Annotated in this window: 23 protein-coding genes; 16 read left to right on the forward strand and 7 right to left on the reverse strand. The window is 44.2% G+C overall.

What is annotated here, in order from left to right; all coding sequences use genetic code 11:
* Nucleotides 1–65 precede the first annotated feature (65 nt).
* Entirely contained in the window at nt 66–7,613 is a 7,548-nt protein-coding gene (locus ACSQ2E_RS06745; protein WP_435989844.1) for a carboxypeptidase regulatory-like domain-containing protein, read from the forward strand.
* A gap of 115 nt (nt 7,614–7,728) precedes the next feature.
* On the opposite strand, the gene mraY is transcribed toward ACSQ2E_RS06745, so the two are convergent.
* Nucleotides 7,729–8,679: a phospho-N-acetylmuramoyl-pentapeptide-transferase gene (mraY, locus tag ACSQ2E_RS06750; RefSeq protein ID WP_435989845.1), complete on the reverse strand. Its 951-nt coding sequence runs from the start codon at nt 8,677–8,679 to the stop codon at nt 7,729–7,731.
* A gap of 167 nt (nt 8,680–8,846) precedes the next feature.
* On the opposite strand from mraY, the gene ACSQ2E_RS06755 reads away from it, so the two are divergent.
* The gene (locus tag ACSQ2E_RS06755) at nt 8,847–9,656 is read left to right on the forward strand and encodes a class I SAM-dependent methyltransferase (protein WP_435994435.1); all 810 of its coding nucleotides are present in this window, start codon (nt 8,847–8,849) and stop codon (nt 9,654–9,656) included.
* A gap of 23 nt (nt 9,657–9,679) precedes the next feature.
* A complete protein-coding gene (locus tag ACSQ2E_RS06760; protein ID WP_435989846.1) occupies nt 9,680–10,105 on the forward strand; it encodes a VOC family protein in 426 nt (141 codons plus the stop codon).
* 243 nt (nt 10,106–10,348) lie between these two features.
* On the opposite strand, the gene ACSQ2E_RS06765 is transcribed toward ACSQ2E_RS06760, so the two are convergent.
* Nucleotides 10,349–13,381, reverse strand: coding sequence for an efflux RND transporter permease subunit (locus ACSQ2E_RS06765; RefSeq protein ID WP_435989847.1), 3,033 nt, complete (start codon nt 13,379–13,381; stop codon nt 10,349–10,351).
* Between the two features lie 393 nt (nt 13,382–13,774).
* Here ACSQ2E_RS06765 and ACSQ2E_RS06770 point away from each other — a divergent pair, with 393 nt between their 5' ends.
* From ACSQ2E_RS06770 to ACSQ2E_RS06805, 8 genes are all read left to right on the forward strand, one after another.
* On the forward strand, nt 13,775–14,113 hold the full coding sequence (locus ACSQ2E_RS06770; RefSeq protein ID WP_435989848.1) for a hypothetical protein: 339 nt from the start codon (nt 13,775–13,777) through the stop codon (nt 14,111–14,113).
* Between the two features lie 36 nt (nt 14,114–14,149).
* Nucleotides 14,150–14,533: a hypothetical protein gene (locus ACSQ2E_RS06775; protein ID WP_435989849.1), complete on the forward strand. Its 384-nt coding sequence runs from the start codon at nt 14,150–14,152 to the stop codon at nt 14,531–14,533.
* Nucleotides 14,534–14,577: 44 nt separating this feature from the next.
* Nucleotides 14,578–15,249, forward strand: a complete 672-nt coding sequence (locus ACSQ2E_RS06780; protein ID WP_435989850.1) for an HAD hydrolase-like protein — start codon at nt 14,578–14,580, stop codon at nt 15,247–15,249.
* A gap of 26 nt (nt 15,250–15,275) precedes the next feature.
* Entirely contained in the window at nt 15,276–15,938 is a 663-nt protein-coding gene (locus ACSQ2E_RS06785) for an AraC family transcriptional regulator (protein ID WP_435989851.1), read from the forward strand.
* Nucleotides 15,939–16,022: 84 nt separating this feature from the next.
* Entirely contained in the window at nt 16,023–16,796 is a 774-nt protein-coding gene (locus ACSQ2E_RS06790) for a class I SAM-dependent methyltransferase (RefSeq protein WP_435989852.1), read from the forward strand.
* A gap of 22 nt (nt 16,797–16,818) precedes the next feature.
* Complete coding sequence (locus tag ACSQ2E_RS06795) at nt 16,819–17,034, forward strand: hypothetical protein (RefSeq protein ID WP_435989853.1); 216 nt, start codon at nt 16,819–16,821, stop codon at nt 17,032–17,034.
* Between the two features lie 59 nt (nt 17,035–17,093).
* Nucleotides 17,094–17,492: a VOC family protein gene (locus ACSQ2E_RS06800; RefSeq protein ID WP_435989854.1), complete on the forward strand. Its 399-nt coding sequence runs from the start codon at nt 17,094–17,096 to the stop codon at nt 17,490–17,492.
* A gap of 17 nt (nt 17,493–17,509) precedes the next feature.
* Nucleotides 17,510–18,052, forward strand: a complete 543-nt coding sequence (locus tag ACSQ2E_RS06805; protein WP_435989855.1) for a DUF402 domain-containing protein — start codon at nt 17,510–17,512, stop codon at nt 18,050–18,052.
* Between the two features lie 48 nt (nt 18,053–18,100).
* Here the strand turns inward: ACSQ2E_RS06805 and ACSQ2E_RS06810 are convergent, their stop codons facing one another.
* Entirely contained in the window at nt 18,101–19,084 is a 984-nt protein-coding gene (locus ACSQ2E_RS06810) for a phosphotransferase enzyme family protein (RefSeq protein ID WP_435989856.1), read from the reverse strand.
* Nucleotides 19,085–19,476: 392 nt separating this feature from the next.
* Here ACSQ2E_RS06810 and ACSQ2E_RS06815 point away from each other — a divergent pair, with 392 nt between their 5' ends.
* The 4 genes from ACSQ2E_RS06815 to ACSQ2E_RS06830 all read left to right on the forward strand — a co-directional run bounded on the left by ACSQ2E_RS06815 (nt 19,477) and on the right by ACSQ2E_RS06830 (nt 21,977).
* Entirely contained in the window at nt 19,477–19,881 is a 405-nt protein-coding gene (locus ACSQ2E_RS06815; RefSeq protein ID WP_435989857.1) for an SRPBCC family protein, read from the forward strand.
* A 119-nt stretch (nt 19,882–20,000) separates the two neighbouring features.
* Nucleotides 20,001–20,351 (forward strand): PadR family transcriptional regulator, encoded by a 351-nt coding sequence (locus ACSQ2E_RS06820; RefSeq protein WP_435989858.1) that lies wholly within the window; start codon nt 20,001–20,003, stop codon nt 20,349–20,351.
* Nucleotides 20,338–21,165 (forward strand): permease prefix domain 1-containing protein, encoded by an 828-nt coding sequence (locus tag ACSQ2E_RS06825; RefSeq protein WP_435989859.1) that lies wholly within the window; start codon nt 20,338–20,340, stop codon nt 21,163–21,165. The genes ACSQ2E_RS06820 and ACSQ2E_RS06825 overlap by 14 nt, the downstream gene beginning before the upstream one ends.
* A 206-nt stretch (nt 21,166–21,371) precedes the next feature.
* Nucleotides 21,372–21,977 (forward strand): hypothetical protein, encoded by a 606-nt coding sequence (locus ACSQ2E_RS06830; protein WP_435989860.1) that lies wholly within the window; start codon nt 21,372–21,374, stop codon nt 21,975–21,977.
* A gap of 39 nt (nt 21,978–22,016) precedes the next feature.
* Here the strand turns inward: ACSQ2E_RS06830 and ACSQ2E_RS06835 are convergent, their stop codons facing one another.
* On the reverse strand, nt 22,017–23,717 hold the full coding sequence (locus ACSQ2E_RS06835) for a pyruvate oxidase (protein WP_435989861.1): 1,701 nt from the start codon (nt 23,715–23,717) through the stop codon (nt 22,017–22,019).
* A 115-nt stretch (nt 23,718–23,832) separates the two neighbouring features.
* Between ACSQ2E_RS06835 and gpmA the strand changes: the two genes are divergently transcribed.
* A complete protein-coding gene (gene gpmA / locus ACSQ2E_RS06840) occupies nt 23,833–24,600 on the forward strand; it encodes a 2,3-diphosphoglycerate-dependent phosphoglycerate mutase (protein WP_435989862.1) in 768 nt (255 codons plus the stop codon).
* A 234-nt stretch (nt 24,601–24,834) separates the two neighbouring features.
* Here the strand turns inward: gpmA and ACSQ2E_RS06845 are convergent, their stop codons facing one another.
* The 3 genes from ACSQ2E_RS06845 to ACSQ2E_RS06855 form a co-directional block, all read right to left on the reverse strand.
* Entirely contained in the window at nt 24,835–25,047 is a 213-nt protein-coding gene (locus tag ACSQ2E_RS06845) for a type II toxin-antitoxin system PemK/MazF family toxin (protein ID WP_435989863.1), read from the reverse strand.
* The gene (locus tag ACSQ2E_RS06850) at nt 25,037–25,234 is read right to left on the reverse strand and encodes a DUF2281 domain-containing protein (RefSeq protein ID WP_435989864.1); all 198 of its coding nucleotides are present in this window, start codon (nt 25,232–25,234) and stop codon (nt 25,037–25,039) included. Before ACSQ2E_RS06850 ends, ACSQ2E_RS06845 begins: the two co-directional genes overlap by 11 nt.
* A gap of 105 nt (nt 25,235–25,339) precedes the next feature.
* Nucleotides 25,340–25,867, reverse strand: a complete 528-nt coding sequence (locus ACSQ2E_RS06855; protein ID WP_435989865.1) for a histidine phosphatase family protein — start codon at nt 25,865–25,867, stop codon at nt 25,340–25,342.
* Nucleotides 25,868–25,975: the final 108 nt, after the last annotated feature.

Consider the following 25,975-nt stretch of genomic DNA (forward strand, 5'->3'; position numbering starts at 1 on the left):
CAGACAACTTCTAACCCTCCTAAATATAATGGTAAAGATCATATCATTTATAGGAGGTTTTTTCTGTGGCATTTCCCAGTAATTCACAGTATACCCCTGTTATAGTGGGGGGGACACCCGTATTTGATGTCTTAGGAGATGAAAGTCCCGTTTCAACAGACATTGTAGGGAATTCAACTTTTCCTGCAGGTTTCTTTGCGTACGACGGGACGAATGTATATTTCCGATTAAGACTGAACGGGGATCCCCGGAACAATCAATTAACAGGTTTCAGAAATTTCGCATGGGGGGTTTTAATTAATACAACCGGTGTTGCCGGGACATACGATTGGCTTTTTAACGTGAATGGATTGAATAACCGAGTGAGTTTGATTCAAAATACGGTGAAATTGGTCAATTCGTGGAATGACCCTGCGGAAGGGACTGGAGGAGGGAACCCAAACTTCTCCCAGCCCATCACCAATTTTGATTATGCCCGGGTGACGCCTGCAGATTCAAGCATCGGAGGCGATCAGGATTTTTTCCTGGAATGGTTCCTTCCAGCAAGCACGGTATTCTCCCTTTTGGGCATAAATGAATCAACAGCCATCCGTGCCATTTATTTTACATCAGCAAACGCAAACAACTACAACAAAGATTCTTTAAGGACGAGTGAAGGATTTTCCTTTGCGAATGCATTAAGTGACCCCGTCACGCCAAGTCAGGCCGATATCAGGGCCAGGCTTTCGACCAACAAGGTAAGAAATTCCGGACCACAAACGGTTCTTCTTGGTCAGCAGGCAACGTGGACAGGTACCGTAACTGTGACGAATACGGGTCTTTCACAAGCTACGACGGTCTTTCTCGATGACATCATCGGGCCGGATCAGGTTACCGGATTTGTCGTGAATTCCACATCCCAAGGGCTCACCACGTATAACTCAGCTACTAAACTACTGACGTGGAATGTCGGAAACCTGAATCCGGGTGCCACCGCTACCCTAACATTCTCTCTGAGCGGTGCCTATACAACCAGCGGATCGAGAAACTTGGATCGGGTACAGGCATCAGGTGTAGATTCATCGTCGGGTAACCCCATTCAATCCAACACTTCCGTGGTGACGATCACCGTTCAACAGAGCGCTACGGTCAATGGGACCATCACGGATCAAACAACCGGGTTGGTACTCCCGAACGCTACCGTTTCGCTTCTGCAGGGAATGAGCGTCATTGCCACCACACAAACGAATACAAGCGGCTTTTATTCGTTTACCAATGTCGTGCCTGGAAACTATACGGTTCAGGCTTCATTAACCAATTACGTGACAGGAAGCGTGAATGTGACGGCGACGGCAGGAACTTCGACAACCGGCAATATTGCCCTCGTACCTCAGCCAAGTACCATAACAGGTAACGTTTCGAATGGTGGTGCCATCAATAATGCGACCGTCCAGCTTCTGAATAATGCCGGTACGGTGGTGGATACCACAACCACCAACATAGCCGGTAATTATTCCTTCACTAATGTGACACCTGGACTCTATAACGTATCTGTTGTGGCCACAGGATTTCAATCTCAGACAAAAGCGGTGATGACAGAACCGAACCAGGCGTCTGTGGTCAATTTCACGCTTCTTGCAAATCCCGGTGCAATATCCGGTACAGTCCGTGATGCTGCTACTACTAACACAATCCCATTTGCCAATTTAGAGCTCTTGGACTCCAATGGGGTGCTCATTGCTACGACCACGGCTGATGGAAGTGGTCAATATACCTTCAATAATTTAGCACCTGGAACGTATCAGGTCAGGTCCTTTGCTGCTAACTATAGTTCCACGACGGTCTCTTCGATTGTCACCGCCGGAAATACCACCATTACGAACCTCTTCCTCGACCCGAATCCAGGATCTATTCAAGGGACGGTCATTGACGCTGACACCATGACGGCGATATCCGGTGCTTCCGTTCAGGCAATCAATAGTCAGAATGTGGTTGTAGCGAGTACCACAACGAATGGAAGTGGGCAATACTCCTTCACCAGTCTCACTCCCGGTTCTTATTCTCTCATATTTACAGCGAATGGTTATGCGACTCGAACTCTCGGTGCCATCGTCGTATCGAATACAGTCACCATTGTTGATGCTGGGTTATCCAGGCTTGCGGGTGCGCTGGTTGGTACCATTCAGGACCCTAATAGTGCAGCGATTCCCGGAGCAACCGTCACGGTATTTCAGAACAATATCCAAATCAGTATGGTCGTGACAGATGCAAATGGGCAATATATGGTACCCGGCCTCCCTCCTGGAAGTTATTCTGTGGTTGTGAGTGCACCAAATTACACTACTGAAACAGTTGCTGCCATGATTGAAAGTGGCCAAACGACAACGCTAAATGTCACATTAAATGAAAACCCCGGTACATTGACCGGTTTTGTCAGGGATACCAATAGCAATCCGATTGCAGGTGGAAGTGTCACCGTGCAAATCAGCACGGGAACGGGCATCATCGTTGCTACGACTGTGACGGCACCTGATGGGTCCTATACGGTTCAGAACCTTGCTCCGGGAAATTATATTGTCATCGCTGCCGCTACCAATTATCAGGCAGCCACTCAAGGGGTGACAATTGCGTCCAATGCGACGAGCGTTGTGAACTTTAATTTGGCATCCGATCCAGGATCCATTGCAGGGAACGTAACGAATGCTCAAACGGGAACGCCTATCATTGGTGCAAACGTTCAGGTGAGAGTGGTGGACTCCAGTGGAGCCGTTATCGCAACAGCTCTAACCGACAATAACGGTCAATATGCCGTGAATGGGTTAGCACCGGGAGTATATACGGTGGTTGTATCAGCACTCAATTTCCAGACTAACGCTGCAACTGTACAGGTTTCATCCAACCAAACGGTCGATGGCAGTATTGCCTTGGAGCCTGATCCAGGAAGGATAACGGGAACCGTTGTGGACAGTCCGGGAGGCAATCCTATCGCGGGGGCTAGCGTGAATATTGTCAACAGTTCCGGTAGTCTGATTACGACGGTACTGACGGATTCAAATGGATTATTCATGGTAGAAGGACTGGCACCTGATAATTATACAGTGAACGTGTTCGCTGCCAATTTCCAGAACGCTACAGTCGGTGCTCTCGTTTCATCAGGTCAGACAACACCCGTCTCGGTTTCATTGCTACCCAACCCTGGAGCGATTACAGGAACCGTTTCTCCTATCGTGCCAAACACAATCATTCAGTTAAGAGATGTAAACAATGTCCTGATCGATTCTACAGTCGCCAATCAAGACGGGACTTTCTCTTTTACAAACTTGACCCCAGGCACCTATACAGTGTCTGCATCAGCTCCCAATTATTCCACGGCTCAGGCAGGGGTTTCTGTTCTTGCCAATCAAACCTCTTCGGTTGCCATAACACTTACCCCAAATCCGGGATCTATATCAGGATTTGTAACCGATAATGTAGGAACTCCAATCGGAAACGCCATCATTCAGGTGTTCGATCAAAACAATATCTTGATTGGGACCGGATTCACGGACGCATCGGGTCATTATGTAATAGGAAATTTACCAAGTGGCTCTTTTACCGTGGTGGCCAATGCACCTGGATTTGGACAGGTGATCACCGGAATCAGTCTGGGAGTGGGGGAAGATTTAACCGGCGTCAATATTTCATTGGTTCCGAATCCCGGAAGTATCAATGGGCAGATCACCAATCTGACAACTGGCGATGCCATTCCCGGGGCCACGGTAGTCATTATCGATGGGATCTCCCAAATCCCCGTAGCAACGACAACGACATCCGTTTTCGGTAACTATTCTGTCAGTGGGCTGGCTCCCGGATCTTATATCGTCTCGGCCTCGAAAGTGGATTTTACGACAGAACAAATCGGAGCCATCGTCCAAAGTGACTCATCGACGATAGCGAATCTGGCTTTAAATGAGAATCCTGGTACGCTTACAGGAAATGTGGAAGATACAAACGGAAATCCAATTACAGGTAACAACATTCAAATCTCTGTGTTTAACGAAAATAATGTGCTCGTTGTCAGTTTCTTTGCGAACTCTGATGGGACATATTCAGTGCCTTCACTTGCACCAGGGACGTATTTCGTTACAGCTACAGCCCCGAATTATTCGTCGTCCACCGTATCGGCGATCATTCAATCCAATCAAACCACAACCGTTACCAACGTGCTAGCAGCAAATCCTGTGACCCTTTCCGTGCAGGTATTGATTCAGAATACTTCGACTCCTATAGAAGGATCGACCGTCACCATTCGGCATTCCAACAATATCACGATTGCCACCGGTATTACGGATGCGAACGGAAATGTCACCTTCACTTCTTTGCCGGTAGGTACACTGAATATTACAGCGGATGCAGCCACATTCGGGACAGATACGAAGTCTGTTATCGGGGGACCTGGAGACATTCTCTTTGCTGAACTCAATCTTTCTCCAAATCCTGGACAGATTCAAGGTTTCATTACCAATCTTGCAAATGGAAATCCCATCTCAAACGCCGTCATCCAACTTTACGATGTCACGAATGTACTCGTCCAAACCACATTATCCAACCAAAATGGGGAGTATACGTTTGCCGGTGTCACTCCTGGAGTGTATACTGTCGTGGCCAATGCAGCCGAATTTGGTCCGGAGACAGCGGGAGCGATCGTCATATCTGATCAAACCAGCTTTTTGAGCTTTGCATTGAAGCCGAACCCTGGAATCGTTCAAGGATTCGTAAGGGACTCGATTACGCTTGCTCCAATAGCTGGAGCCACTGTAGTCGTCCGTGAACTTTCCGGAACCGGTCCGATCATTTTCACCACCATCACCGATTCGAGCGGATTCTTTCAGACGACGACTCTTTCTCCTTTGGTGTATGTACTGGTGGGAAGCAGTCCGAGTTACGGGGCATCTGCTGTTTCGGCGGAAGTCACGAGCGGAGGAGTCACCAATGTTGAAATTCTTCTCACGCCGAATCCCGGTTCATTAACGGGGACGGTCAGGGATGCGCAAACCCTGCTACCTTTATCGGACACCCTGGTCAGGGTCATTGACAGTCAGGGTACCGTTATCGGCACAGCACACACGGATGTGAACGGGGAGTATGTCATTCCTGGTCTGGCAGAAGGAAGCTATACCGTTGCGGCGATCAATACGGGTTATCAGGCATTGCTCCAACAGGTAAATATTCAACCCAACACCACCACCATACTGGACTTCAATCTCCTGGCTAACCCTGCCACACTCAGTGGGAATGTAGTGGATGCCGTTACAGCTTCTCCTTTGACAGGAGTCATCATTGAAGTTTATGCAAGTGGCACAGGTATATTAGTGAGGAGGGTCCTTACGGATGAAAACGGTGATTATTTGATAGAAGGTTTGCCTCAGGGAGCGTTTGACGTCATTGCCCAACTTGAAGGATACGCCATCAATGTAAATAATGTCTTCTTGGCACCTGGTCAAGCTGAGGTACTTGATATTGCCCTTACGCCGTTTCCTGCAACGATTCAAGGGACGATACTAGATGCCGTTACTATGAATCCGATCAGTGGAGCACTTGTCAAAGTGGTGATGCCAAATACAGATATCGTTGTTGCAAGCGCCTTGACGTCGAGTGATGGAACGTATTCCATCGGCAACTTGCCAACCGGCAATTACAATGTGGTCATTTCAGCAGACGGCTATGGAACAGTAATCATCCCGGTCATCCTTACCCCGAATGGGACAGAAACGGTGAATGCAGCCTTAGAACCAAATCCTGCTGGAATGACAGGTACCGTCTTCAATGCACAAACTGCGACTGGAATCCCAGGGGCACTCGTAAGGATCTTTAACTCAGACGGTGTGTTTATTACCAGCACTCTGACTGATGAAAATGGAGCCTATGTGATTACCGGGTTAGCAGCAGGTCAATATACGGCCATAGCAAGCGCGGATGGATTTGGAGATCAAATAGCGGTTGTGACGTTGTCACCAGGTGAAACGGAAATTGTTAACTTCAGTCTTTCGAACCTACAAGCGGTTCTTAAGGGAACCGTTCGGGATAGAGCCAACAATCAACCTATTCAAGCAGCACTGGTTCAAGTATTCAGGGTTGGGACGACACTGCCGGTAGCTTCTGTCCTCACCGATAGCTCTGGGAATTACTTGATTACGGGCCTTGAGCCCCGTGAGTATCGGGTGGTGTTCTCTGCAGAGGGTTATACGAGTGAAGTATTCAGGATTTTCCTGACGAATGGAGAAACGAGGACTCTCGATGTAGAACTTGGACGTCAGCCTGCCACGCTGACAGGCACGGTTACGGATGCCGGGACGGGAACGCCAATTCTCGGTGCCGCTGTCGTAACTGTCATCAGTGGATCAGGAATTGTTGTGGCATCAACATTAACCGATCAAGAGGGAAGGTATATTCTGACCGGGCTTCCTGCAGGTGATTACAATGTCATATTCTCCGCAGAGGGATATGTAAGCCAGACAATCCCTATCACCCTTAGTCCAGGGGAATCGGCGGTTCTAAATGCAGCATTGGAATCAAACCCTTCCACGATAACAGGAAATGTCAGAGATGCTGGCACTCTGACAGCCATAGATAATGCCCTTATCCAAGCCTTTACAACCGATGGACGGTTACTGGGGGTGACGCTGACGGACATGGATGGGAACTATACGCTTTCGGGGCTCCCTGGAGGAGAAGTGGTCATTGTTGTGAGAGCGAGAGGCTATCAAAGTCAGTTCCAAACGGTCACGCTCATCAGGGGAACCACAAGGACCCTCAACTTTCTGCTGGAAGGCAATCCTGCAAGCGTCAGGGGATATGTAACAGATATCCAAACGGGGGCACCGATTTCTCAGGTGCTGGTTCAAATCTTTCCGATTGGATCACAGGTGGCCATTCGCTCAACGTTAACCGATCCGAATGGATTCTATATCTTGTTAGGACTCCCGCCTGGTAATTTCATCATCAGGTTCACAGCACCGGGATACCCGGTGAAAGAGGTGAGTATCACTCTGCAAGAAGGTGAGGATCGGGTGCTGAATGTTCAGTTAGGAGAAGTAGTCCCTCCACCATCAAATTTGAGACCTGAATGCATCGCTGTAGATAAAGTATATGATTGGGTGATTGCTACCCATAACGCAACCCAACCTATTTGGTTATCCGAAGGCTGTAGTGAGCTGGTCGATGAACTCCTGAATAGGGGAGAAGGTATACAGGTACCATGTCAGTTAACCCCTGCCGGATGTTCGGTCATCGGGTTTGAAAGAGGGACACCGGGATATGTGGAGGTGCGTGGCCAAGCAACACTTCAATTGACCATCCAATCCAGAGTAATTGAAGCAGAAACCTGCACGATGGAAACACCGGTCTTCTTTGATAAAAAGATCGCCATTTGTTTACCTGAAGGCATCGATCCTGAGAATGTGAAATGCTCCATCATCGATATCAAATGTGGGGAAAAACAAGGAACCCTCACCCAGGAACAGGTCCACATTCAATTCATTGCATGCCTGGAAATTGAAATTCTTCACCCGGTTATACTGGAAGTGCTTGCTTCTTTCTGTAGTCCAAGAACAACGGTGGATATGGTAGAAGAAGAGGATGACATGTGTTACTAAGAAAAAAGAGGTGTTCTCAGAGAGAGAGCACCTCTTTTTATATTTGCTTCCATCCGATACCAGGTTTCAAAATCAAAGGGATGATACTTTGATGCTCGTCCATTTTCTATGAGGACTAGAGAACGAACTTCCAATATGCAAAGCAAATAAACGTACAAATCCACGAAACAAATCCAAAGGCGGTCACAATCGTCGTTTCCCCCCAGCCGTATTTTAAGCCGTAGTGATAATGAATCGGAGTCATTCTGAAGATTCGCTTACCCCTTGATTTAAATGAAGCCACCTGCAGAATGACCGACAGTTGTTCAGCAAAGTAGATAAAGAACAATAAGGGAATGAGAATCTCCACTTTTTCAATGATGGCCAGAAAGGAAAGGGACCCTCCAATCGCAAGTGACCCCGTATCGCCCATGAAAGCCTTGGCCGGAAAGATGTTATAAATCAGAAATCCGAGTAGGCAGCCGATCATGATTAAACAAAATAGTTTTACCTCGTGTGTATCTGAAATCATGAAAAAGAAAAAGTAGGTGGGGATGGCCACCACTCCCAATAGCCCATCCAAACCGTCCGTGAAATTGATGGCATTTGCAGAACCCACCACAAATAGAGTGATCACAATGAAATATGCCACAGCTGGAAGGTTGATGGAGAGGTTATAATACACATCAATTGTCGTATCAATCTCCATTTCATACATCAAGTAGTAAAGAAGGGCACCTGTAAAAAGAAATTGGAAGATAAGCTTCGTTCTACTTGATACACCGCCGGGATCCTGACGGGATGCTTTCCAGAAGTCATCCAGAAAGCCGATAAAGCTGAATAGGATGTAAGTGATGGCCAGGAAGTACATCAGTGGGGTAGGTGAGATCACTAAGGCTACGATAATTCCGATGAAAAGAATGATCCCAAACATTAACGGTGTACCCTTTTTTATTTGATGATTGGAAGGTAATTCTTTACGAATGGGCTGCAGGAGGCCCAGTTTTCTTAATAGTGCAATGAACAAAGGGGATAATGCCGAGACTAATACAAAAGCAATAATGGCCGGGATGAGTTGATCTCTCACTTCTTATCTTCTCCTATTCTATTTAATCGTCTTTACATAAGTTCGATGAAGAGAGAGGATATCCTCTCTCCTGAAGAAGATACTTTTCAAAAAAATGGGTATTCGGCAGGATTTGACATGGATTGCCGCGAATACAGTAGGTGAAAAGTGGAATGTGGGTGGAGGAACTGAGTACTATTATCGACTATTACAATCAATATGATGAATGGGGAAGACTTGAACGTGAACCAGTTGAATTTCAGGTGAATTGGCATTATATACGGAAACATATGCCTACTGGGGGGACTGTTCTTGATAATGGTGCCGGACCGGGGAAATATTCAATGGAGCTCGCCAAAGCGGGATATCAAGTGACATTGACCGATTTAACACCAAGACTAGTGGGAATTGCAGAAGGTAAAGCAAACGAACTTCATCTGGAAGGACAATTCGACGGTTTTCATGCAGCCGACGCCAGGGACCTGCACATGCTTGAAGATGAGCAGTTCGACTCTTCACTCATGCTCGGGCCCATGTACCATCTGCAGGAAGAAAGCGACCGCATAAGGGCCGTGAAAGAACTTAATCGAGTGACCAAAAAGGATGGCCTCGTATTTGTAGCCTTCATGCCGAGGATCAGGCATATCCTCACCTCGCTCGTCTCTCCTGACAACTGGAAGCCCCATGATGAGGTGGATGCGATCCTGCAATTCGACCAAACAGGCTGTTTCAACCATGCCGATCAAGGACGTTTCACGGGTGCCTATTATTTTGATATAGAAGACATCAATCCATTTATGGAAGTCAACGGCTTTGAAACCATTGACCTCATCGGATCGAATGCAGGTGCTCTTCTAAATCAGACCCACTGGGATTACTGGAGAGAAAAAGGGGAAGTAGAAGTGAGGAAAATCATTGATCTTATTATAGAAAGAGCAACAGATCCTTATATCCTTGGGGTATCATCACACTTGCTTTATATCGGCAGGAAAAAATAACAAATGTTTCGGAGGAATCAACGATGAACGAAAAATTAATAAGAGTCGGAACCACGTATATACCAGTTCACGACGTGGAAATGTCTTCAGAATGGTATGTGACGAAACTGGAGGCTGAATTAAACTATAAAGATGAAGATAAGGCGATTTTGAATCTCGCCAACCAAAGCATCTTTCTTGTGAAATCAAAAGAAAACGAGAGTGCTAACTTTATAGATGTCCATGGTAATGAACGCTTTTCTTTAACATTTGAAGTGGATGGGTTAGAAGCGTTAGAAAATGTGCGCGGGGAGTTTTTACATCGCGGTATGAAGGTTGGAGAGATTGAGGACCGAGGTCACTCTGGAAGGAATTTTGTTTTTTATGATGTGGATGGGAATAAGTTTGATGTGTGGAGTGAACTTAGTCCGACGTTTAGGGAGAAGTATTTGATTTCTGAATCAAAGTGATATAGATGGGGGGGCCACATCTGAGGGGTGTGGCTTTTTTTATGGTTGAGGTTTGCGGGTTCAGCTGCTGAATATTTGGAGATAATCAGCAGCTGAATTTTTGGGTTGAATCAGCAGGTGAAAACCAACGAATATTCAGCAGCTGATAATAAGGGTTCATTCAGCAGCTGAATGAACCAATATCCAAACTTTTCCCCACCAAAAAAGGTGCTTATCCAAAGCAGGATAAGCACCTTTATCAAATTACTGAGCGACTTTCTCCTCACTCTCCAACTGCTGAGCACGTTGACGCTTCGACTTCCTGAAATACAGCAATTCATAAAACACAGGAACGACCACAAGTGTCAGCACCGTGGCACCGGCAAGACCGCCGATCACCACAACAGCAAGTGATTTCGAGACGAGACTTCCATCTTCCGTGTGACCGAAGAGAAGGGGAAGCATGGCACAGATGGTGGCAATTGCAGTCATGACCACAGGACGGAGACGGGTGCCGCATGCTTCCAGGATCGCGTCACGAATGATCATCGTTTCCTCATTCTGCTTGACGCGGTCAATCAAGACAATGGCGTTTGTCACAACAATCCCAATCAGCATCAACGCTCCTATAAGCGCCGTTGCGTCTGCAGGTACCCTGGCAATGAGCAGTCCGAGGACGGCGCCGATTGAAGCGAGTGGCAGCGTGATCAGAATCGCGAGTGGTGCTTTTAACGTCTTAAAGGTCAGGACCATGATCAGGTAGACGATCATGATGGATGCAAGCATCGTCATGCCAAGGTCCTTGAAGTCGTCAGCTTGCTGGGCAGCGGCTCCACCGGTATCAAGGGAAACCCCTTTTGGCAAATCGATGTCCTTGATTTCGGTATCAATACTCTTCGAAATGACCGAAAGCTCTTCAGGCTTTACTTCTGCCGTGATCCGGACATATAAGTCACCATCTTTATGCAGGACGGTGCTAGGTTTTTCTTCTTCCGTGATGGAAGCCACTTCCGTAAGAGGTTGGATGCCTGAGTTTGTTGCAATCGTCAAGTCTTTCAAATCTGACGTTGATTCAGGATTGACGCCTGCGTCCAGAAATACAGGTGTCGTTACATCATCCAGGTTGATGGCCCCGATCGGCTGTGGATTCAATAAGGAACGGATTTGCATGGCCGTTTGCTGGGCATTCGCTTTCTCCGTATTGACGTTCACCGTGAAAACAGGTGACGTTTTCTCCTGATTGCTTGAGACTTTCTTCACACCGTCTACATCTTTGATCTTATCCATGATGGTTTTGGAAGTAGTCAGAAGTTCATTGGCGTCATTTCCGACAACATCATAGGTGATGCTTGAGTTGGATGAGCCTCCGAAGATGGACGATGGTGAAGCTGTAATCGTCACACCTTTTTCATCCTTCTTTGTTTCATTCACTTCTTCGATGAAGGATTCTGCATCGGATCCTTCTTTCATGATGACGGTATACACCGCTGTGTTTGGATCACTCACGGCTCCGTATTCGGCGTTTTCTTCACTTGCACCGTACTGGGTGATCAAGTAATCGTACCCTTTAAACCCTGATAGCGTTTCTTCGAATTCCATGGTGCGCTCTTTAATCGTGTCTTCTGGTGTATCACTCGGAAACTCCATGGAGACGGCTACGAAAGAGGCATCATTCGCACTCGTTGCAGCTTTGGGTAACGTGATATAAAGAGCAATGGATCCCCCGAATACAAGAATGGCCAACAGGATCGGAATCCATTTGTGATTGAGTGACCAACGCAACACATTCACATAGCGGTGCGGCTTGTTGTGTTTTGGCAAGGTTGTATTTTTCAACATTCCTCGGCTTAATAATGGCACGACCGTAACGGCTACAAGCAGAGATGCGAGCAATGAATACGTAACAGTCAAACCGAACGGAAGCAGGAATGCTTTCAACGATCCGTTGACAAGTCCCATCGGCAGGAATACAGCCACTGTGATGAGAGTGGAAGACGTAATCGCACGGGAAACTTCCTTTGTTGCGAGCAGGACATTCTGTTTGGTCAGTTTCTCATTTTGGCTTCGCCTGAAAATATTCTCGACGACGACGATGCTGTCATCAACGAGTCGACCGACCGCTACTGCGACCCCTCCCAGTGTAAGGATGTTCAAGGTGACTCCGGATAACCAGAGCAGGAATAACGTGATACAGAGTGATAATGGAATAGACACAACGGTAATCAGTGTTGGCTTGAACTTCCTTAGGAACAACAGAATGACAAGGGTTGCGAAAAGAGCACCAAGTGCCACTTCGCGAACCATGCTGTTCACTGAGTTTTCCACCATATCACCTGTGGTAAACAGTGCCGTTGCTTCTACACCGTCATAGTCCTTATTGATTTGATCGACTGTTTCTTTCACATCGTCTCCGGCGGTAACGGCACTGGCATCGCTCTCTTTGAAAAGGACGAATGCCAAAGCTTCTTTCCCATTTACACGGGTGATGGTGTTTTCCGCTTTCACTTTTTCAACGTTTGCGATGTCTTTCAATTTGACTGCAGGAGCATTCGGGACTTGCATTGGTACCGGCAAGTTCTCCAAGGCTTCTACGGAAGTCAGATTGTCCGTGACGTTGATCGTACTCTTCTGGCCGTCAATCGTCGTGCTTCCGACAGAGGCAGAAACATCCTGCCCTTGCAGTACGCCCATAACCGCATTGACCGGAATATGTAACTTCTCCAGTTTGTCGTGATCAAGATTGATTTGGACCCGTGGGCTGTTTTCTCCAGCGATGCTTACCTGAGAGAGGGAGCCCTTATTTTCAAAGAGCGGCTTGAACTCATCATTGACGAGATCAAGGTTCTTTTTCGTCAATCCATCATCAAATGTCACAGACACCTGACTGATCGGGATCATCGAGGTGTTCAGCTGAGAGATTTGCGGCTGTCCGACTCCTTCAGGAAGCTGGATTCCTTTGATGGCCTCTTCGACCTTGTTCTTGGCTTCCTTCATGTCACTTTTTGAATCGAAGTTAATGGTCACCTGGGAATATCCTTCCCCGGTCGTGGACAGGATCGATGTCTTCCCTGAAATCGATGTCACTGCCTGTTCAACGGGTTCTGTGATGTTCGTGGTCATGGAGCCTGCGTCATACCCCTGACCCAGGGTGACGACGGTCACTTGTGGATTATCCGCTTCAGGCAGGAATTCCATAGGCAGACGGAAATAACTTATGATGCCGAGAAGCAATGTGATGATGATAAATAGTGTCATGGCTGCCTTATTGCGGAATACCCAATTGGTTAAAGCTTGCATGTGTTTCCCCCCTAATACTGATTTGGCTTTTAACCTTCTTTTTAAAGATACTGTAATACGGACTGCATCACAGCCACCTCCAGGCTAATATTCGCCTAGGTCTTGAGGCGGATTTCCTCCTGTCACAAAATTCATTTTACTGTAGAGCACTCCCTGTTATTCTTAAAAACTTGTAAATTTTATGTAAGGACCTGCTCTGTGTAAAAATATTCCTGTCACAATATAGTATTATAGTATGAATGGTAAGAAGTGGGAATAGTGAATATCGTGTAAACCAAAGATTTAAAAACCGATTGTTTATTGGAGGAGTTTTTGGAATAATTGGAATTGAATGGAATGAAGGGATAAGAAAAAAATGTTAATTGAAGCAGACATATTTAGAGGGGGATTGATATGAAAGATTTAAAAGCTTCTATTTGGATTAATCTCCTTGCTGCGATTGGTATCGTGATCAGTTTCTTCGTGTATGGGCCCTACACATATGTGCGAATTGTATTATTAATTTTCGCATTTACTGAACCAATGCTTCTGTACTTTCAAAAGAAAATGGAGCGTGCCAAACTTTGGTTCTGGACATATTGTATTTTCATCCTGTCCAGTGTTTTTCTGGCTTATTCTTTAGATGAACCCCTTATGAACACATCTAAATTATTTTATTTTCTTCTATTTACCATGGTGTTGCTAACGGCAACATATAAAGGATTACTTCAATCAAATAAACAATGCATATGAGAAATAATCGTTTTCTTATGGAGGAGAAGTGTGAGAATGAAGAGGATCATAGTCTTAGCCATTTTAGTGCTCTCGATATTAACCGCATGCAGTTCATTGAAGGATTCGTCAACATTAAGCTTCAGTAAAGTGAAAACTGTCCCAGCTGATGTACAAAATAAAATCGAACCGGAATACACACTCCAGCTGATGGATGAAGGAAAAAAGGGTTCATATATCGTATTTCAATCAAGTGGAGAAGTAGAAACAGATGTGCAGTCAAAAGATGATACGGTCACAATCAAGTTCAACACCTCCGAGTCAAAAGAGAATGTTGTGGAGCAACATGTCTATTATTTAACAAGAGATAAAGGGCAAGACGTCATTCATGTTTTAGTGGATGGTAAGCCTGCCGTTTTTGATAATGTTACTGGGTTGTGAGCAGAACGATTTTGCACGATGACAAAGAGAAAGGAACACTTATAATGACACAATCATTGATCTTCGATATGGATGGAACACTCTTTCAAACAGACAAAATATTAGAAGTCTCTCTTGATGATGCGTTCGAACGATTACGGTCAGAAGGCAAGTGGGATGAGGTAACCCCGATTGAGAAATACCGGGAAATTATGGGTGTTCCTCTGCCAAAGGTATGGGAGGCACTGTTGCCTGACCATTCTCTTGAAGAAAGAGAGAGGACGGATGCCTTTTTTCTTGAGAGATTAATTCAGAATATAAGGAATGGAAAAGGGGCCCTATATCCTCATGTTCAGGAGGTTTTTAGCCATTTAAAAGAAAATGGATTCAGCCTTTACATAGCCAGTAACGGATTAATTGAATACTTAAACGCTATTATTGATTATTATGCCCTGGACCAATGGATAACGGATACATTCAGTATTCAGCATATTGAATCTCTTAATAAATCAGATTTAGTCGGGCATATTGTGGAGAAATACGAGATTACGAGTGGAGCTGTGGTAGGGGACCGGTTATCGGATATACATGCGGCGAAGGACAATGGGTTGATTTCCATTGGTTGTCGTTTTGATTTTGCCCGGGAAGAGGAGCTTGTTCAGGCTGATGTGGTTATTGAGGATTTACTGGAACTGAACAGGCTTTTCCCGGTGAAAATGGCAGAAGTAAAAAAATAGATTAAGTTCGTCCTGGAGGTGGTCATATGATTTCTAATCAAACATTTCATATTCTGAATGGAACAGAGATGTACAAACGCTTCAAAGAGACTGGGTTCCTTAAAACAGAAAAGATGATCCCATTTAACGAAGCCATGTGTTGGGGAGAGACGTGCGAAAACATATTTTCAGATGAGTTTATTGAGATGCGTTCGAAGGTTCATCATGTAACACGGGATCAATATGTTGATATCACTCAGAAGCCCTTGCAGCCGCTCGTTAATGAGAGTGTGGACCATATGGCCTTGTGGTTTGATGAAGATATGTTTTGTCAAATGAATATGCTGACGATACTCGCCTGGCTGGACCAGAGAGAGTATAAAGGGACGGTTGACCTTCATCTTGTGGATCATCAATATAAGCCAGTGAGCGAATACTCTCTCCAAGCGAAAGGGTATGCAGCTCTTTACGAACTAGTAATGATTCATCGAACGAGGCCTGAGGACGTTGTGCTAGAGCCTTTAAAAGAGGGAATTGAGCTTTATTTAAACTACCGGGAGAAGGATAGTGAACTGATGATGTATATCCTGAAGCATCGGGATGTTCCTGCAGAGAAGCTGGTATGGCTTATGCTTGAGAATTTTAGAGAGTATGGGTTGGGGGATACGCAGTATGAAGAAATGATTAATTCTACTCGAAAGAATCTTTGATATTCAAATAGATGATACAAATGTACTTATAGATATTATGATCAGCAGGTTCATATTATAGATCCTGTAGGGGAGTGTCAATGTATGCCAATCTATAATCAAATAGGAAAAACCTACAACACAACCAGAAAAGCAGATCCACGAATTACTCAAATGATTCTGCAGCAACTCAAACTGGAACCCTCTGCGACGATCTTAGACATTGGTGCAGGAACCGGAAATTATAGCTATGAACTTTCTGATAAGGGATACCATGTCATTGCTCTTGAACCTTCAGAAATCATGAGGACCCAGGGCAGGCAGCATAGGAATCTGACTTGGAAAGAGGGCGCTGCAGAGCAAATTCCATTAGAAGATGCGTCTGTTGATGGAATCATTTGCACCCTCGCCTCTCATCATTTTCACGATTTATCCCTTAGTTTTCAGGAAATGAGAAGAGTGTTAAAGGAGAATGGCAAGATTGTCATTTTTACTTTGGATCCAAGATTATGTGAAGATGAATGTTGGTTGTTCGATTATTTCGGACCAGTATTAAAGGATGCGTATAGGATCCATCCTCCAGTGAAAGAACTGTCCCAATTACTTGCGGAACAGATCGAGCGTACTGTTACCATGGTTCCCTATCCATTGCCTCATGATTTAGTGGACCAATTCTTCTTTACAGGTTGGAGAACACCAGAGCGATATTTAGACAGGGACTTTCAACAAGGGACTTCTCCACTTGCAAAGGGTGATGAAGTGAACCGTTGCCTGGAACATTTGCAGAATGATCTTGAGAATGGAAATTGGCATGAAAACTATCAGTACGTCATGAACTTAGAAGAGTATGACTGCGGGCATTTCTTTTTAGTGGTTTGAAAAATACGAATGAGGTGATGTAATGGGTGTTTATTATTTTGCTATTCTATTTATAGGGTTTTTCCTCATTTTCCGTGCAGGTTTGCAGGCGTTTAAGCAGGGAACAATTCTAAAACCAAAGGTGTTTTTCTATGGTGTAATGGGTGCTGCATTGATTGGATTATCTATATTTATGTTTACACCGGGGAGTGCGGATATGGTTGCTGAACTTTTAGGATTGGCTAATAAACCAGATTAGAAATACCATTTCTATTCAACTATACTTAAGAAAACAGTTGTAAAAGGAGTAGATTTACAATGAACAAGGTCACACCATTTTTAATGTTCCAAAACCGAAATGCAGAAGAAGCAATGAACTTTTACACATCACTGATTGAAGATTCAGCCATTACCAATATTGTTCGATATGGAGCAAACGAAAGTGGAGATGAAGGGACAGTGATGCAGGCCACTTTCACCTTGAAAGGGCAGGAATTTATGTGCATCGACAGTAATGTGAAGCATCAGTTTGACTTCACGCCTTCTTTCTCCATCTTTCTTACATGCGATACGGAAGAAGAACTTGAGACGATCTATGAGAAACTGAATGAAGGTGGTCAAGCTCTCATGCCACTTGGAGATTATGGATTCAGTAAGAAATTTGGCTGGCTGAATGACCGTTATGGGGTTTCGTGGCAGCTGAATCTGCCTAAATGAAGCAAAGGAATGAATTTATGCTTAAAAGAAAATACGGAAACCGTGCTGATTGGAAGAGAGTAGAACAAAGGAAATACGCTCAAACCCATCTTCACACGAAGGAGTTCCAAGGGTATATCACTCTGTTGAACACAGTGAAAGTGAATGAACCTTTAATCACCCAATACGGAGACAGAGAAGTGTGCATCGTTGATAACGGATATATGTGGCTACAGCACTTTCCTTTGGGAAAAAATCATTCCGTCACTACCATGTTTGATGCAAATGGAGAGATCGTTCAGTGGTACATAGATATATGCCTGGAAAATGGAGTCGAGGACGGTGTTCCGTGGATGGATGATCTCTACTTGGATATTGTGGTACTGCCTTCAGGTGAGATCTATTTACTGGATGAGGATGAGTTGGAGCAGGCGTATAAACGTGGAACTCTCTCTAAGGAGAAATATGATATTGCACGGATTGAAGTCAAAGAAATTCTGAGACAGTTAGATAATAACGAGTTTAGATTAATGACACTGGCTCAAGAACATAAGAGAATGTTGGAGAACTTAAGTAAATAGTGTAAAGGTGTCTGACCTCAGCACATTGAGCCAGACACCCGTTTTAATTTATAGATCTTTACCAAAACACTTCGATTTATTTTTCATTGCCTCAATTAACCCTCCTCTTAAGCCTACTAACCATTCCGGTTCATGGTTCCACTGATCTTCTGTTGACTTCAAAATACGCACATACCCGTATAAATCGGCAAACCTTCTGAAGGCCGACAGTAATGGCAGCATATCATCTTGGATTTCAAATTCGGTTCGATATCCATCCAGGAAGCATTCTTTTTTCTCTTGATACTTTTCAGGTGGAATACAATCTTGCAAACTATCAAGTGTCTGCTCAATGTCCATCACATACCAATGATACATCGCATCGTCAAAATCAATGACATGACAATATTGAGATTTTGTATCATAGAAGACATTGTCGTATTCAAAATCATAATGAATCAATCCAAAATGGCTCTTTGTCTTAGGAAGGGACTTAAAATAATCTTTTAGTAACTTTGTTTCCTTTAACGCTAATGTTTCATGAGGAAGATCCATCAGAACCGACTCAATGGAAGCGAGAACATCGCTAAAGGACCACCGCTTGGATTGAACAGGATGGTACTCACTGGACAATCGATGGAGTTTCCCTAATGATTTTCCATAATTGAACATAATATGATCATTCAGTTCAGTCTCGCTAATCGGTACACCTGGTACCTGTTTGAACACGGTAGCATAGTACTTACCCCATGGTGTTTGAACTTCAACCAACTTCTCTCCGCTTTTTGATTCCACAACTTCTAATACGCCATACTCCTTTGAACGAAGATAAGAAATAAAATCAAGTTCCGCGAGAAGATTTTCCCGACACTTCTCTGATGTTGGGGCAAATCTGAGAAACTGCGTCTTGCCATTGAATTGATAAGAATAGGTAGCATTTGATGAGATCCTGTAGGTTTTGAACAGGTCAGGTGATTGTCCATCATATTCCCAATTACTTACCAACATTTCTGCCAGGTCTTCGTTGTTAAAAAGATATTTCAGCTTCAACATTAAACAGTCAACTCCTCATTTTGTTTGGTCATCCATTTGAGAAGATTAACTGGAGAAGATATTTGCTAGTAAGATACGAAAATAGTAAAAGCCACAAGGTATATAACATAACCTTGTGGCTAAAGTTTCGTTCTTCATAATAAGCAGATGATGCCATACTCATTCTATTTTCACAATGTATCCGTATGAGTGAGAGGGCAATCCATATCATTCTCCAAGGTTATCTTCATGAAATTAGTCATTGCGTTCTCTCACTCCCTTCCTTAATAATATGAAAATTATACCATTTTAAGGGTTGGGAAATCAAGGGATTTCGAATGGGTGAGTCTGAGGTATAATTAGTGTTAAATATATTGAAAGCGAGTGAATGACTCATGAATAACATCTCTCAAATGAAAATCCAAAAGCCGGCACATGAAATCTTCGAGGCATTTGTTGATCCTGAAAAGATAGGAGGCTTCTGGTTCTCTTCAAGCTCTGAACGATGGGAGGAAGGAAAGACTGTTACGTTGAGATATGAAGAGTATGGGGCCGAAGGGGAAATACATATAGTAGAAATGGAAGAACACAAAAAAATTGTCTTCGAGTGGGCAGGAAACCACAAAGTAACCATATCCTTCATTCAAGAAGAAACAGGCAGCACAATTGTGGGGGTTAAAGAAGAAGGGTTCGATGAGGACAATGAAAATGTTATCAACGAATTAGTAGACAATAAAGAGGGCTGGGTATATATGCTAACATGCTTGAAAGGGTACATGGAGTATGGTGTGAATCTTAGAGCATCGCTTGTTAAATAAATCTGAATGATAGCCCATTTTAAAAAAATCATCCTTACACATAAGGATGATTTTTATATAAATGAATACCTTGCATTATTAGGTAATATATTATATAAATATGTAAAGAGGTGTAAAATTTGGAAATTAATAAAGAGGTCTTAAAAGGGCATATCGATACATTGATCCTTTCTCTACTGAATAGCCGGGATATGTATGGTTATGAGCTGGCAAAAACGGTCCGTGAAAAAAGTGAAGATCAATTTGAATTAAAAGAAGGTACGCTTTATTTATCATTGAAAAGGCTAGAAAAAAACCAGTGGATCTCTTCTTACTGGGGTGATGAGCAGGGGCCGGGCGGAAGAAGAAAGTATTATACGCTTACCCCAATAGGCCAAGAGGGCTTTGAAGAAAAGCGCAGAGAGTGGCATTTCGTAAAGAAAATCATTGATACCTTTATTGAAGGGGGAGAGAACCTTGAGACAGATTGATGCATATGTAGATTCTGTTTATGAAAATATCGGGGGTAATCGAAAAGAGATTCAGGAATTGAAAGCTGAGATGAAAAGTCACTTATTGGAGGCTGTTCACGAACTTAAAGCTGAAGGAATGCGTGAGCAAGAAGCCGTTGATACGGCCATTGAGCGCTTCGGTGGGGAGCAGGAAATGCGTTCGATTGTAGGACAGCTCTTCAAGGCTCAAAAATCGTTCGCTAAATGGGTCCTTTATCTTGCACTTGTTGTTCTTCTCTTTACCGTTTCTGCGTTCGGGTATATTTGGTCACTGGAAGAAGAAAATGCTAATGAAAATTCTGAAGTAGCTACACAGGTTTCAACTATTTTACAAGATAAAACCAGCGTTTCTGATGACATGAAAATGAAAATAAATAGCTTAATAGAAGGTACGGATCAAATCGCCAATATTGAAATTTACGATGTAAGCAGTGTTAAGAATACTAATATGGTATTTGACTATGTAAGAGATGCAAAGCCGGAATACCGTTACGAACAAAAAGTGTGGAGTCCAAAATGGCTACAGGCTGATTTCTTCCCATACGGAAACGGGGATGGCAAACAGTGGTATGTGGAAATGGAAACAAGACATATTAGCGATTTGATGTCGATCATTTTGTTCTCGGGAATGGCGATTTATATCACACTGTTCACGATATGGGCAACGGTTAATGCCTATCATAACAGGCGATTAACGATTGGATGGATCGTTGTGTTTGGAGTGTTTAATGTTTTAGGGTATTTGGTTTATTATCTGGTGGGGAAAAAGAGAAACCGGAAGTTAGTAGTCTGAGGGACGGACCTCAATTCCATAAAGGGACGGACCTTGCATTTCAAGGTCCGTCCCTCATCTTTTGGATTAAAGGTGTCTGACCCTCAGCGCATACCCGTGAGAGCCAGACACCTAATTATTAAATCGTTAATAACATTTATTTACAGAAATGTGTGGAATAGATAAACTAATCTATATAGATATGTAAAAGCATTTGAGGTGAAGAAATGACAGGTTGGCGTTATAAACGAATCATTCTTATTCTATGCTTATTCCCTTTGTTGAACGGATGTCGCGTCATTGTTTTTGATGAAAGTAAAGAGGAACAAAAAGTTGAGAAGATTATACAAAGTCCAAGTGAAAATTGGAAGTTGGACGCAAAGGTGCAGGTATTCAAAAAATCTCTCCTTATACGCAGTGAGACCACTTTACCCAAAGGAGCAATCGTGGATGTTCAATTAAAACCATATCCCGATGATGCGACCTCCCTTCAAATCATTCGAACCGCTGTCGAACCACTGGACACTGTCGCATCTTCAGGGACGGTCAAAGTGAAGAAGGATGGAACAATTGAGTCAATCACGATTCCGAGACCGGATGAAAACAAACGCTATAGACTGGAGATCATCCTTGATCCGAGAAAACAAGATGAAGATGTACAAGAGGCCATCGGTCCATTTGGTGAAAAGCTATCCAACAGTGACGGGAATATTTCCATCACAGAAAAATCACAAGACATAACCTTCCTAAAAAAATTCGCCAACATCATGAAAAGAGAAGAACCTGATGGCTTCATGGCAAAAATCAACCTCGTCGCCTTAGACAAACAATAAGAGGGACGGACCTTGCTATGCAAGGTCCGTCCCTCTCTCTTATAGTGGTGGAAGGTCAAATTTCCCTTCTTCGAATAGTTGTTTGAGCATGTGTTTGGTGTAGCCGGCGGCTTGGGAGAATTGGATTTTGGCCGGCATTGGTGCTTCGTCGGCGTCGACTACGACGTCGATGATGCATGGTTTCTTTTGTTGGATTGCTTTTTGTAGCGATGGCAGGATGTCCTCCGGGCGTTCGACGCGGTATCCGACTCCCCCGCAGGCTTCGGCGTATTTAGCGAAGTCCGGGTTCTGGAGGTTGGTGCCGAATTCAATATTCCCCATCACTTCCTGTTCGAACTTGATCATGGCAATCTTATGATTGTTTAGTATGACGACGATGATGGGTAAGTCATATTTGACTGCTGTGACGAAGTCCGCCATCGTCATGGCGAAACCGCCGTCGCCGCAAATCGCAAATACCTGTCGATCAGGATAGGCGATTTGACCGGCAATGGCACCCGGAAGTCCACAGCCGAGGGTAGCGAGCCAACTCGAAATGATGAAGGACTGATTGGTGATCGGGAAATGCCGTGCCATCCACACTGTTACATTTCCGACGTCAACGGACAGGATGGCGTCGTCCGACGCGACTTCCTTAAGGGCATGAATCAGTCGCTGCGGTTTGAGCGGGACCGATCCATCCTCCTCTTGTGACTCTAAGTTATCCCACCATTTGCTCGTGCGTTCCTGATTTTTCTCCAGGAATGTTCGATCTTCTTTCCTTGCGACATGTTCGGTCAGCCACTTAAGGGAAGTGCCGGCGTCCCCTGCAAGACCGACATCTACAGGGTAGCGCTTCCCGATTTGGGATGGGTCAATGTCGATATGAATCGTTTTGGCACTGTCAGGCAGGAATCCGGTGAACGGGAATGAGGTCCCGATCATCATGAGCATATCGGCTTCCTGCATCGCTTCATACGATGGCTTTGTCCCGATTAGGCCGAGACCTCCCAAGCAATAGGGATGCTTATCAGGAATGACCCCTTTGCCGGGCAGGGTCAACACGATGGGTGCCCCGACTTTTTCAGCAAAGGATAATAGTGTTTCGCGGTGACCGTGAACGCCTTTTCCCCCAAGAATAATCGGTCGTCCCGCACCTTCGATGAGTTCTTTTGCTCTTTGCAAATCCTCAGGAAGAGGCGTAATGTTCTGCTTTACTGAAAAATGGGACGTCACACGTGCTTCTTTTCCGACTTCAAAGCGGGGGATGTCATCCGGGATGGTCAGGACAGACACCCCTTTTTTCGCATAGGCCGTCCGGATCGCCTGATTGACGACAGCAGGGAGCTGATCAGCAGACATGATGCGTTGATTATACACGGCCACATCGTCGAACATCCGCTCAAGATTCACTTCTTGAAAGGAGTCCGTCCCTAAAAGGTCCGTTTCCACTTGACCTGTGATGGCCAACACCGGAGCTTTATCAAGCTTAGCATCATACAATCCGTTGAGAAGGTGGATCGCTCCTGGACCGGCAATCGCCGTGCATACGCCAAGTTTTCCCGTTAATTTCGCATAAGCGGCAGCGGCCAGTGCCCCTGCTTCCTCATGCCTGACTTGAATGAATTTGATTTTGTCCTGTCGTTTCCGAAGTGGTTCTATAATGGAATTGATGGAGTCCCCGGGCATCCCGTAAATATGGTCGACTCCCCATTCAATCAAGAGATCAATTAATTTTTCTCCAGCGTTTTGTTTGAACATTACATCGTCTCCTTTCGAAATTGGTTATTCCTATTTTGGTACAATACTTCCTAAATTACTCAATATTTCTATTCCGAGATGCACATACTTTAAAAAAAGATCTGGAGTGATGAACATGAAGAAGCTTGTGTTCCTTCGACACGGCGAGAGCCTCTATAATCTTGAAAACAGGTTCACCGGTTGGACGGATGTCGATTTAACCGATGACGGCTATTCAGAAGCAAGAAAAGCAGGGGCGATCCTGAAGAAACACGGGTTCATTTTCGATGTTGCCCATACATCGGTCTTGAAAAGGGCGATCCGGACGCTATGGATCGCTCTGCACGAAATGGATCTGGTCTGGATTCCCGTGTATAAATCATGGAGATTAAATGAGCGGCATTATGGGGGTCTGCAGGGACTGGATAAAGATGAAGTGACGGAGCAATTCGGCGAAGAGCAGGTCCATGAATGGAGGCGGTCCGCCGATGTCCGGCCACCGGCGATTTCAGAAGAGGGGCATCGCGGCAACCTATCCGATCCGAGATACGCCACCGTTGGCAAGGAGAATATGCCATTATCTGAAAGTCTCCTCGATACGGAAAAAAGGGCCCTCGTCTATTGGCACGAGGAGATTGTCCCGAGCATCCGGGACAATAAACGTGTCATCATCTCCGCACACGGAAACACTCTCCGGGCGCTCGTGAAATTCCTTGACCACATCCCGGATGACGGGGTTGTCAGTCTCAACATACCAAATGGCATCCCACTCGTGTATGAATTGGATGACGACTTGAAACCCATCAGGCATTATTACTTGGACGACGAGGGAGAGGTTCCTCATGATCGAATTCCTCGGCATATGGATATAGAGGATAGGGAGAATTGGGATTGGATGGGGTGAGGGCAAGGGAAAAGGACCGGTTGCTTAACGTGTGAAAATGAGAAACGGCCAGTGGTTGGGTGCCACTGGCCGTTTTCTTGTTATTTAATTAACTCATTAACTTTTGTTCGAACTTCTTCTAAAACTCTGTTATGAACTGCTCCAATTTCTAAAAGATGGTGAGCTGAAGGTTACATCTGCAATTAGAGCCGACAAAGTTTATACACTTTCAAAAGATATAGTTAGGTCTAGAGTTTACAGAACGAGCACATCTGGTAAATCTTTTGATTCAATGATCACTGAATAATCAAAATTCCTTAATTGTGATGTAACAGCCATAACAACAATATCGTCAGTTATTTTATTATAACGATCACTTGAAATTACGAGAACAGGACGTTGCTTTCTATTTGTTAAATCACTGAAAGGAATAGGTAATAAAACTATATCACCTTGTTTATACATCATTCCACACCTTATCATCAGTGTCATTATCCCAAAACCCCAGGCTACTTTCACTAGCTTTTGTTAAGTTATCTGATAAGGTTTTTTCCCTCTTTATTTTAAGATACTCTGCGAAGTCCAAGATTTTATTCACTTCTTGTTCAGGTATTTCATTAATTATCTTAAGTAAACGCTCTTTGGGTGTATTCATATTGCGTTCACCTCTTCCGTAAGTAGTTTATTTTGTTATATCATGACATGTTATCTTCAACGAAATTCCTTATACAAAATATTCTTTTATTGTACATGTTACTCATTATTTAAAGGTAAACGTTTTATAGTCCCCAGTATCTGATGAAAACTTTAATAAGTTTCCATCAGAAGGTATCCCTTCGAAGAAAGCACCAATACAACCCGTGGTACACCTATGACCAGATATTAGTATATTAAGTTCTTTCTTCCCATAGCTACATTCAAGGTCGTTCATAAAGCTAAACACTCGAGTAATAAATTTATTGGGTTCTTCGACTCCTTGGTAGACAGAAGAATCAGGAGCTGGACCTGCCATTTTTACTTCGTTAATATGTAGTCTGTCCGCTTCCCCCAAATCAAAGACATTCAATCTATCGTCCAAAACAGTATGTTTTCCTGAAACAACTTCCGCTGTTTGGATAGCTCGCTCTTGCGGGGAAGAATATACAAGATGGAAATCTATATTTTGTAAACTCTTCTCTAATATGTTTGCTTGTTCGATTCCGTATTCATTTAATGGCAAACCCATTCTCCCTTGCATTTTGCGTTCTTTGTTCAAATCTGTTTGTCCATGTCTAATTACATATATCAATTGAAATACCCCCTTACTGATAAGTTTTGGATAAGCATCTTTCCCACCAAACACATTGACCTACACTTGAGTAAATGACTAAGCAGCAGTTTATCCCTTGTACTAAAC

The organism is Rossellomorea sp. LjRoot5, from assembly GCF_964253455.1.
GTDB lineage: Bacteria > Bacillota > Bacilli > Bacillales > Bacillaceae_B > Rossellomorea.

What these genes read in the sequence shown, in the direction of transcription:
- ACSQ2E_RS06760 (WP_435989846.1), top strand. Translation starts at nt 9,680, where the DNA reads ATGAACGAAAAATTAATAAGAGTCGGAACCACGTATATACCAGTTCAC.
- ACSQ2E_RS06765 (WP_435989847.1), bottom strand. Translation starts at nt 13,381, where the DNA reads ATGCAAGCTTTAACCAATTGGGTATTCCGCAATAAGGCAGCCATGACA.
- ACSQ2E_RS06770 (WP_435989848.1), top strand. Translation starts at nt 13,775, where the DNA reads ATGAAAGATTTAAAAGCTTCTATTTGGATTAATCTCCTTGCTGCGATT.
- ACSQ2E_RS06775 (WP_435989849.1), top strand. Translation starts at nt 14,150, where the DNA reads ATGAAGAGGATCATAGTCTTAGCCATTTTAGTGCTCTCGATATTAACC.
- ACSQ2E_RS06780 (WP_435989850.1), top strand. Translation starts at nt 14,578, where the DNA reads ATGACACAATCATTGATCTTCGATATGGATGGAACACTCTTTCAAACA.
- ACSQ2E_RS06785 (WP_435989851.1), top strand. Translation starts at nt 15,276, where the DNA reads ATGATTTCTAATCAAACATTTCATATTCTGAATGGAACAGAGATGTAC.
- ACSQ2E_RS06790 (WP_435989852.1), top strand. Translation starts at nt 16,023, where the DNA reads ATGCCAATCTATAATCAAATAGGAAAAACCTACAACACAACCAGAAAA.
- ACSQ2E_RS06795 (WP_435989853.1), top strand. Translation starts at nt 16,819, where the DNA reads ATGGGTGTTTATTATTTTGCTATTCTATTTATAGGGTTTTTCCTCATT.
- ACSQ2E_RS06800 (WP_435989854.1), top strand. Translation starts at nt 17,094, where the DNA reads ATGAACAAGGTCACACCATTTTTAATGTTCCAAAACCGAAATGCAGAA.
- ACSQ2E_RS06805 (WP_435989855.1), top strand. Translation starts at nt 17,510, where the DNA reads ATGCTTAAAAGAAAATACGGAAACCGTGCTGATTGGAAGAGAGTAGAA.
- ACSQ2E_RS06810 (WP_435989856.1), bottom strand. Translation starts at nt 19,084, where the DNA reads ATGTTGAAGCTGAAATATCTTTTTAACAACGAAGACCTGGCAGAAATG.
- ACSQ2E_RS06815 (WP_435989857.1), top strand. Translation starts at nt 19,477, where the DNA reads ATGAAAATCCAAAAGCCGGCACATGAAATCTTCGAGGCATTTGTTGAT.
- ACSQ2E_RS06830 (WP_435989860.1), top strand. Translation starts at nt 21,372, where the DNA reads ATGACAGGTTGGCGTTATAAACGAATCATTCTTATTCTATGCTTATTC.
- ACSQ2E_RS06835 (WP_435989861.1), bottom strand. Translation starts at nt 23,717, where the DNA reads ATGTTCAAACAAAACGCTGGAGAAAAATTAATTGATCTCTTGATTGAA.
- gpmA (WP_435989862.1), top strand. Translation starts at nt 23,833, where the DNA reads ATGAAGAAGCTTGTGTTCCTTCGACACGGCGAGAGCCTCTATAATCTT.
- ACSQ2E_RS06845 (WP_435989863.1), bottom strand. Translation starts at nt 25,047, where the DNA reads ATGATGTATAAACAAGGTGATATAGTTTTATTACCTATTCCTTTCAGT.
- ACSQ2E_RS06850 (WP_435989864.1), bottom strand. Translation starts at nt 25,234, where the DNA reads ATGAATACACCCAAAGAGCGTTTACTTAAGATAATTAATGAAATACCT.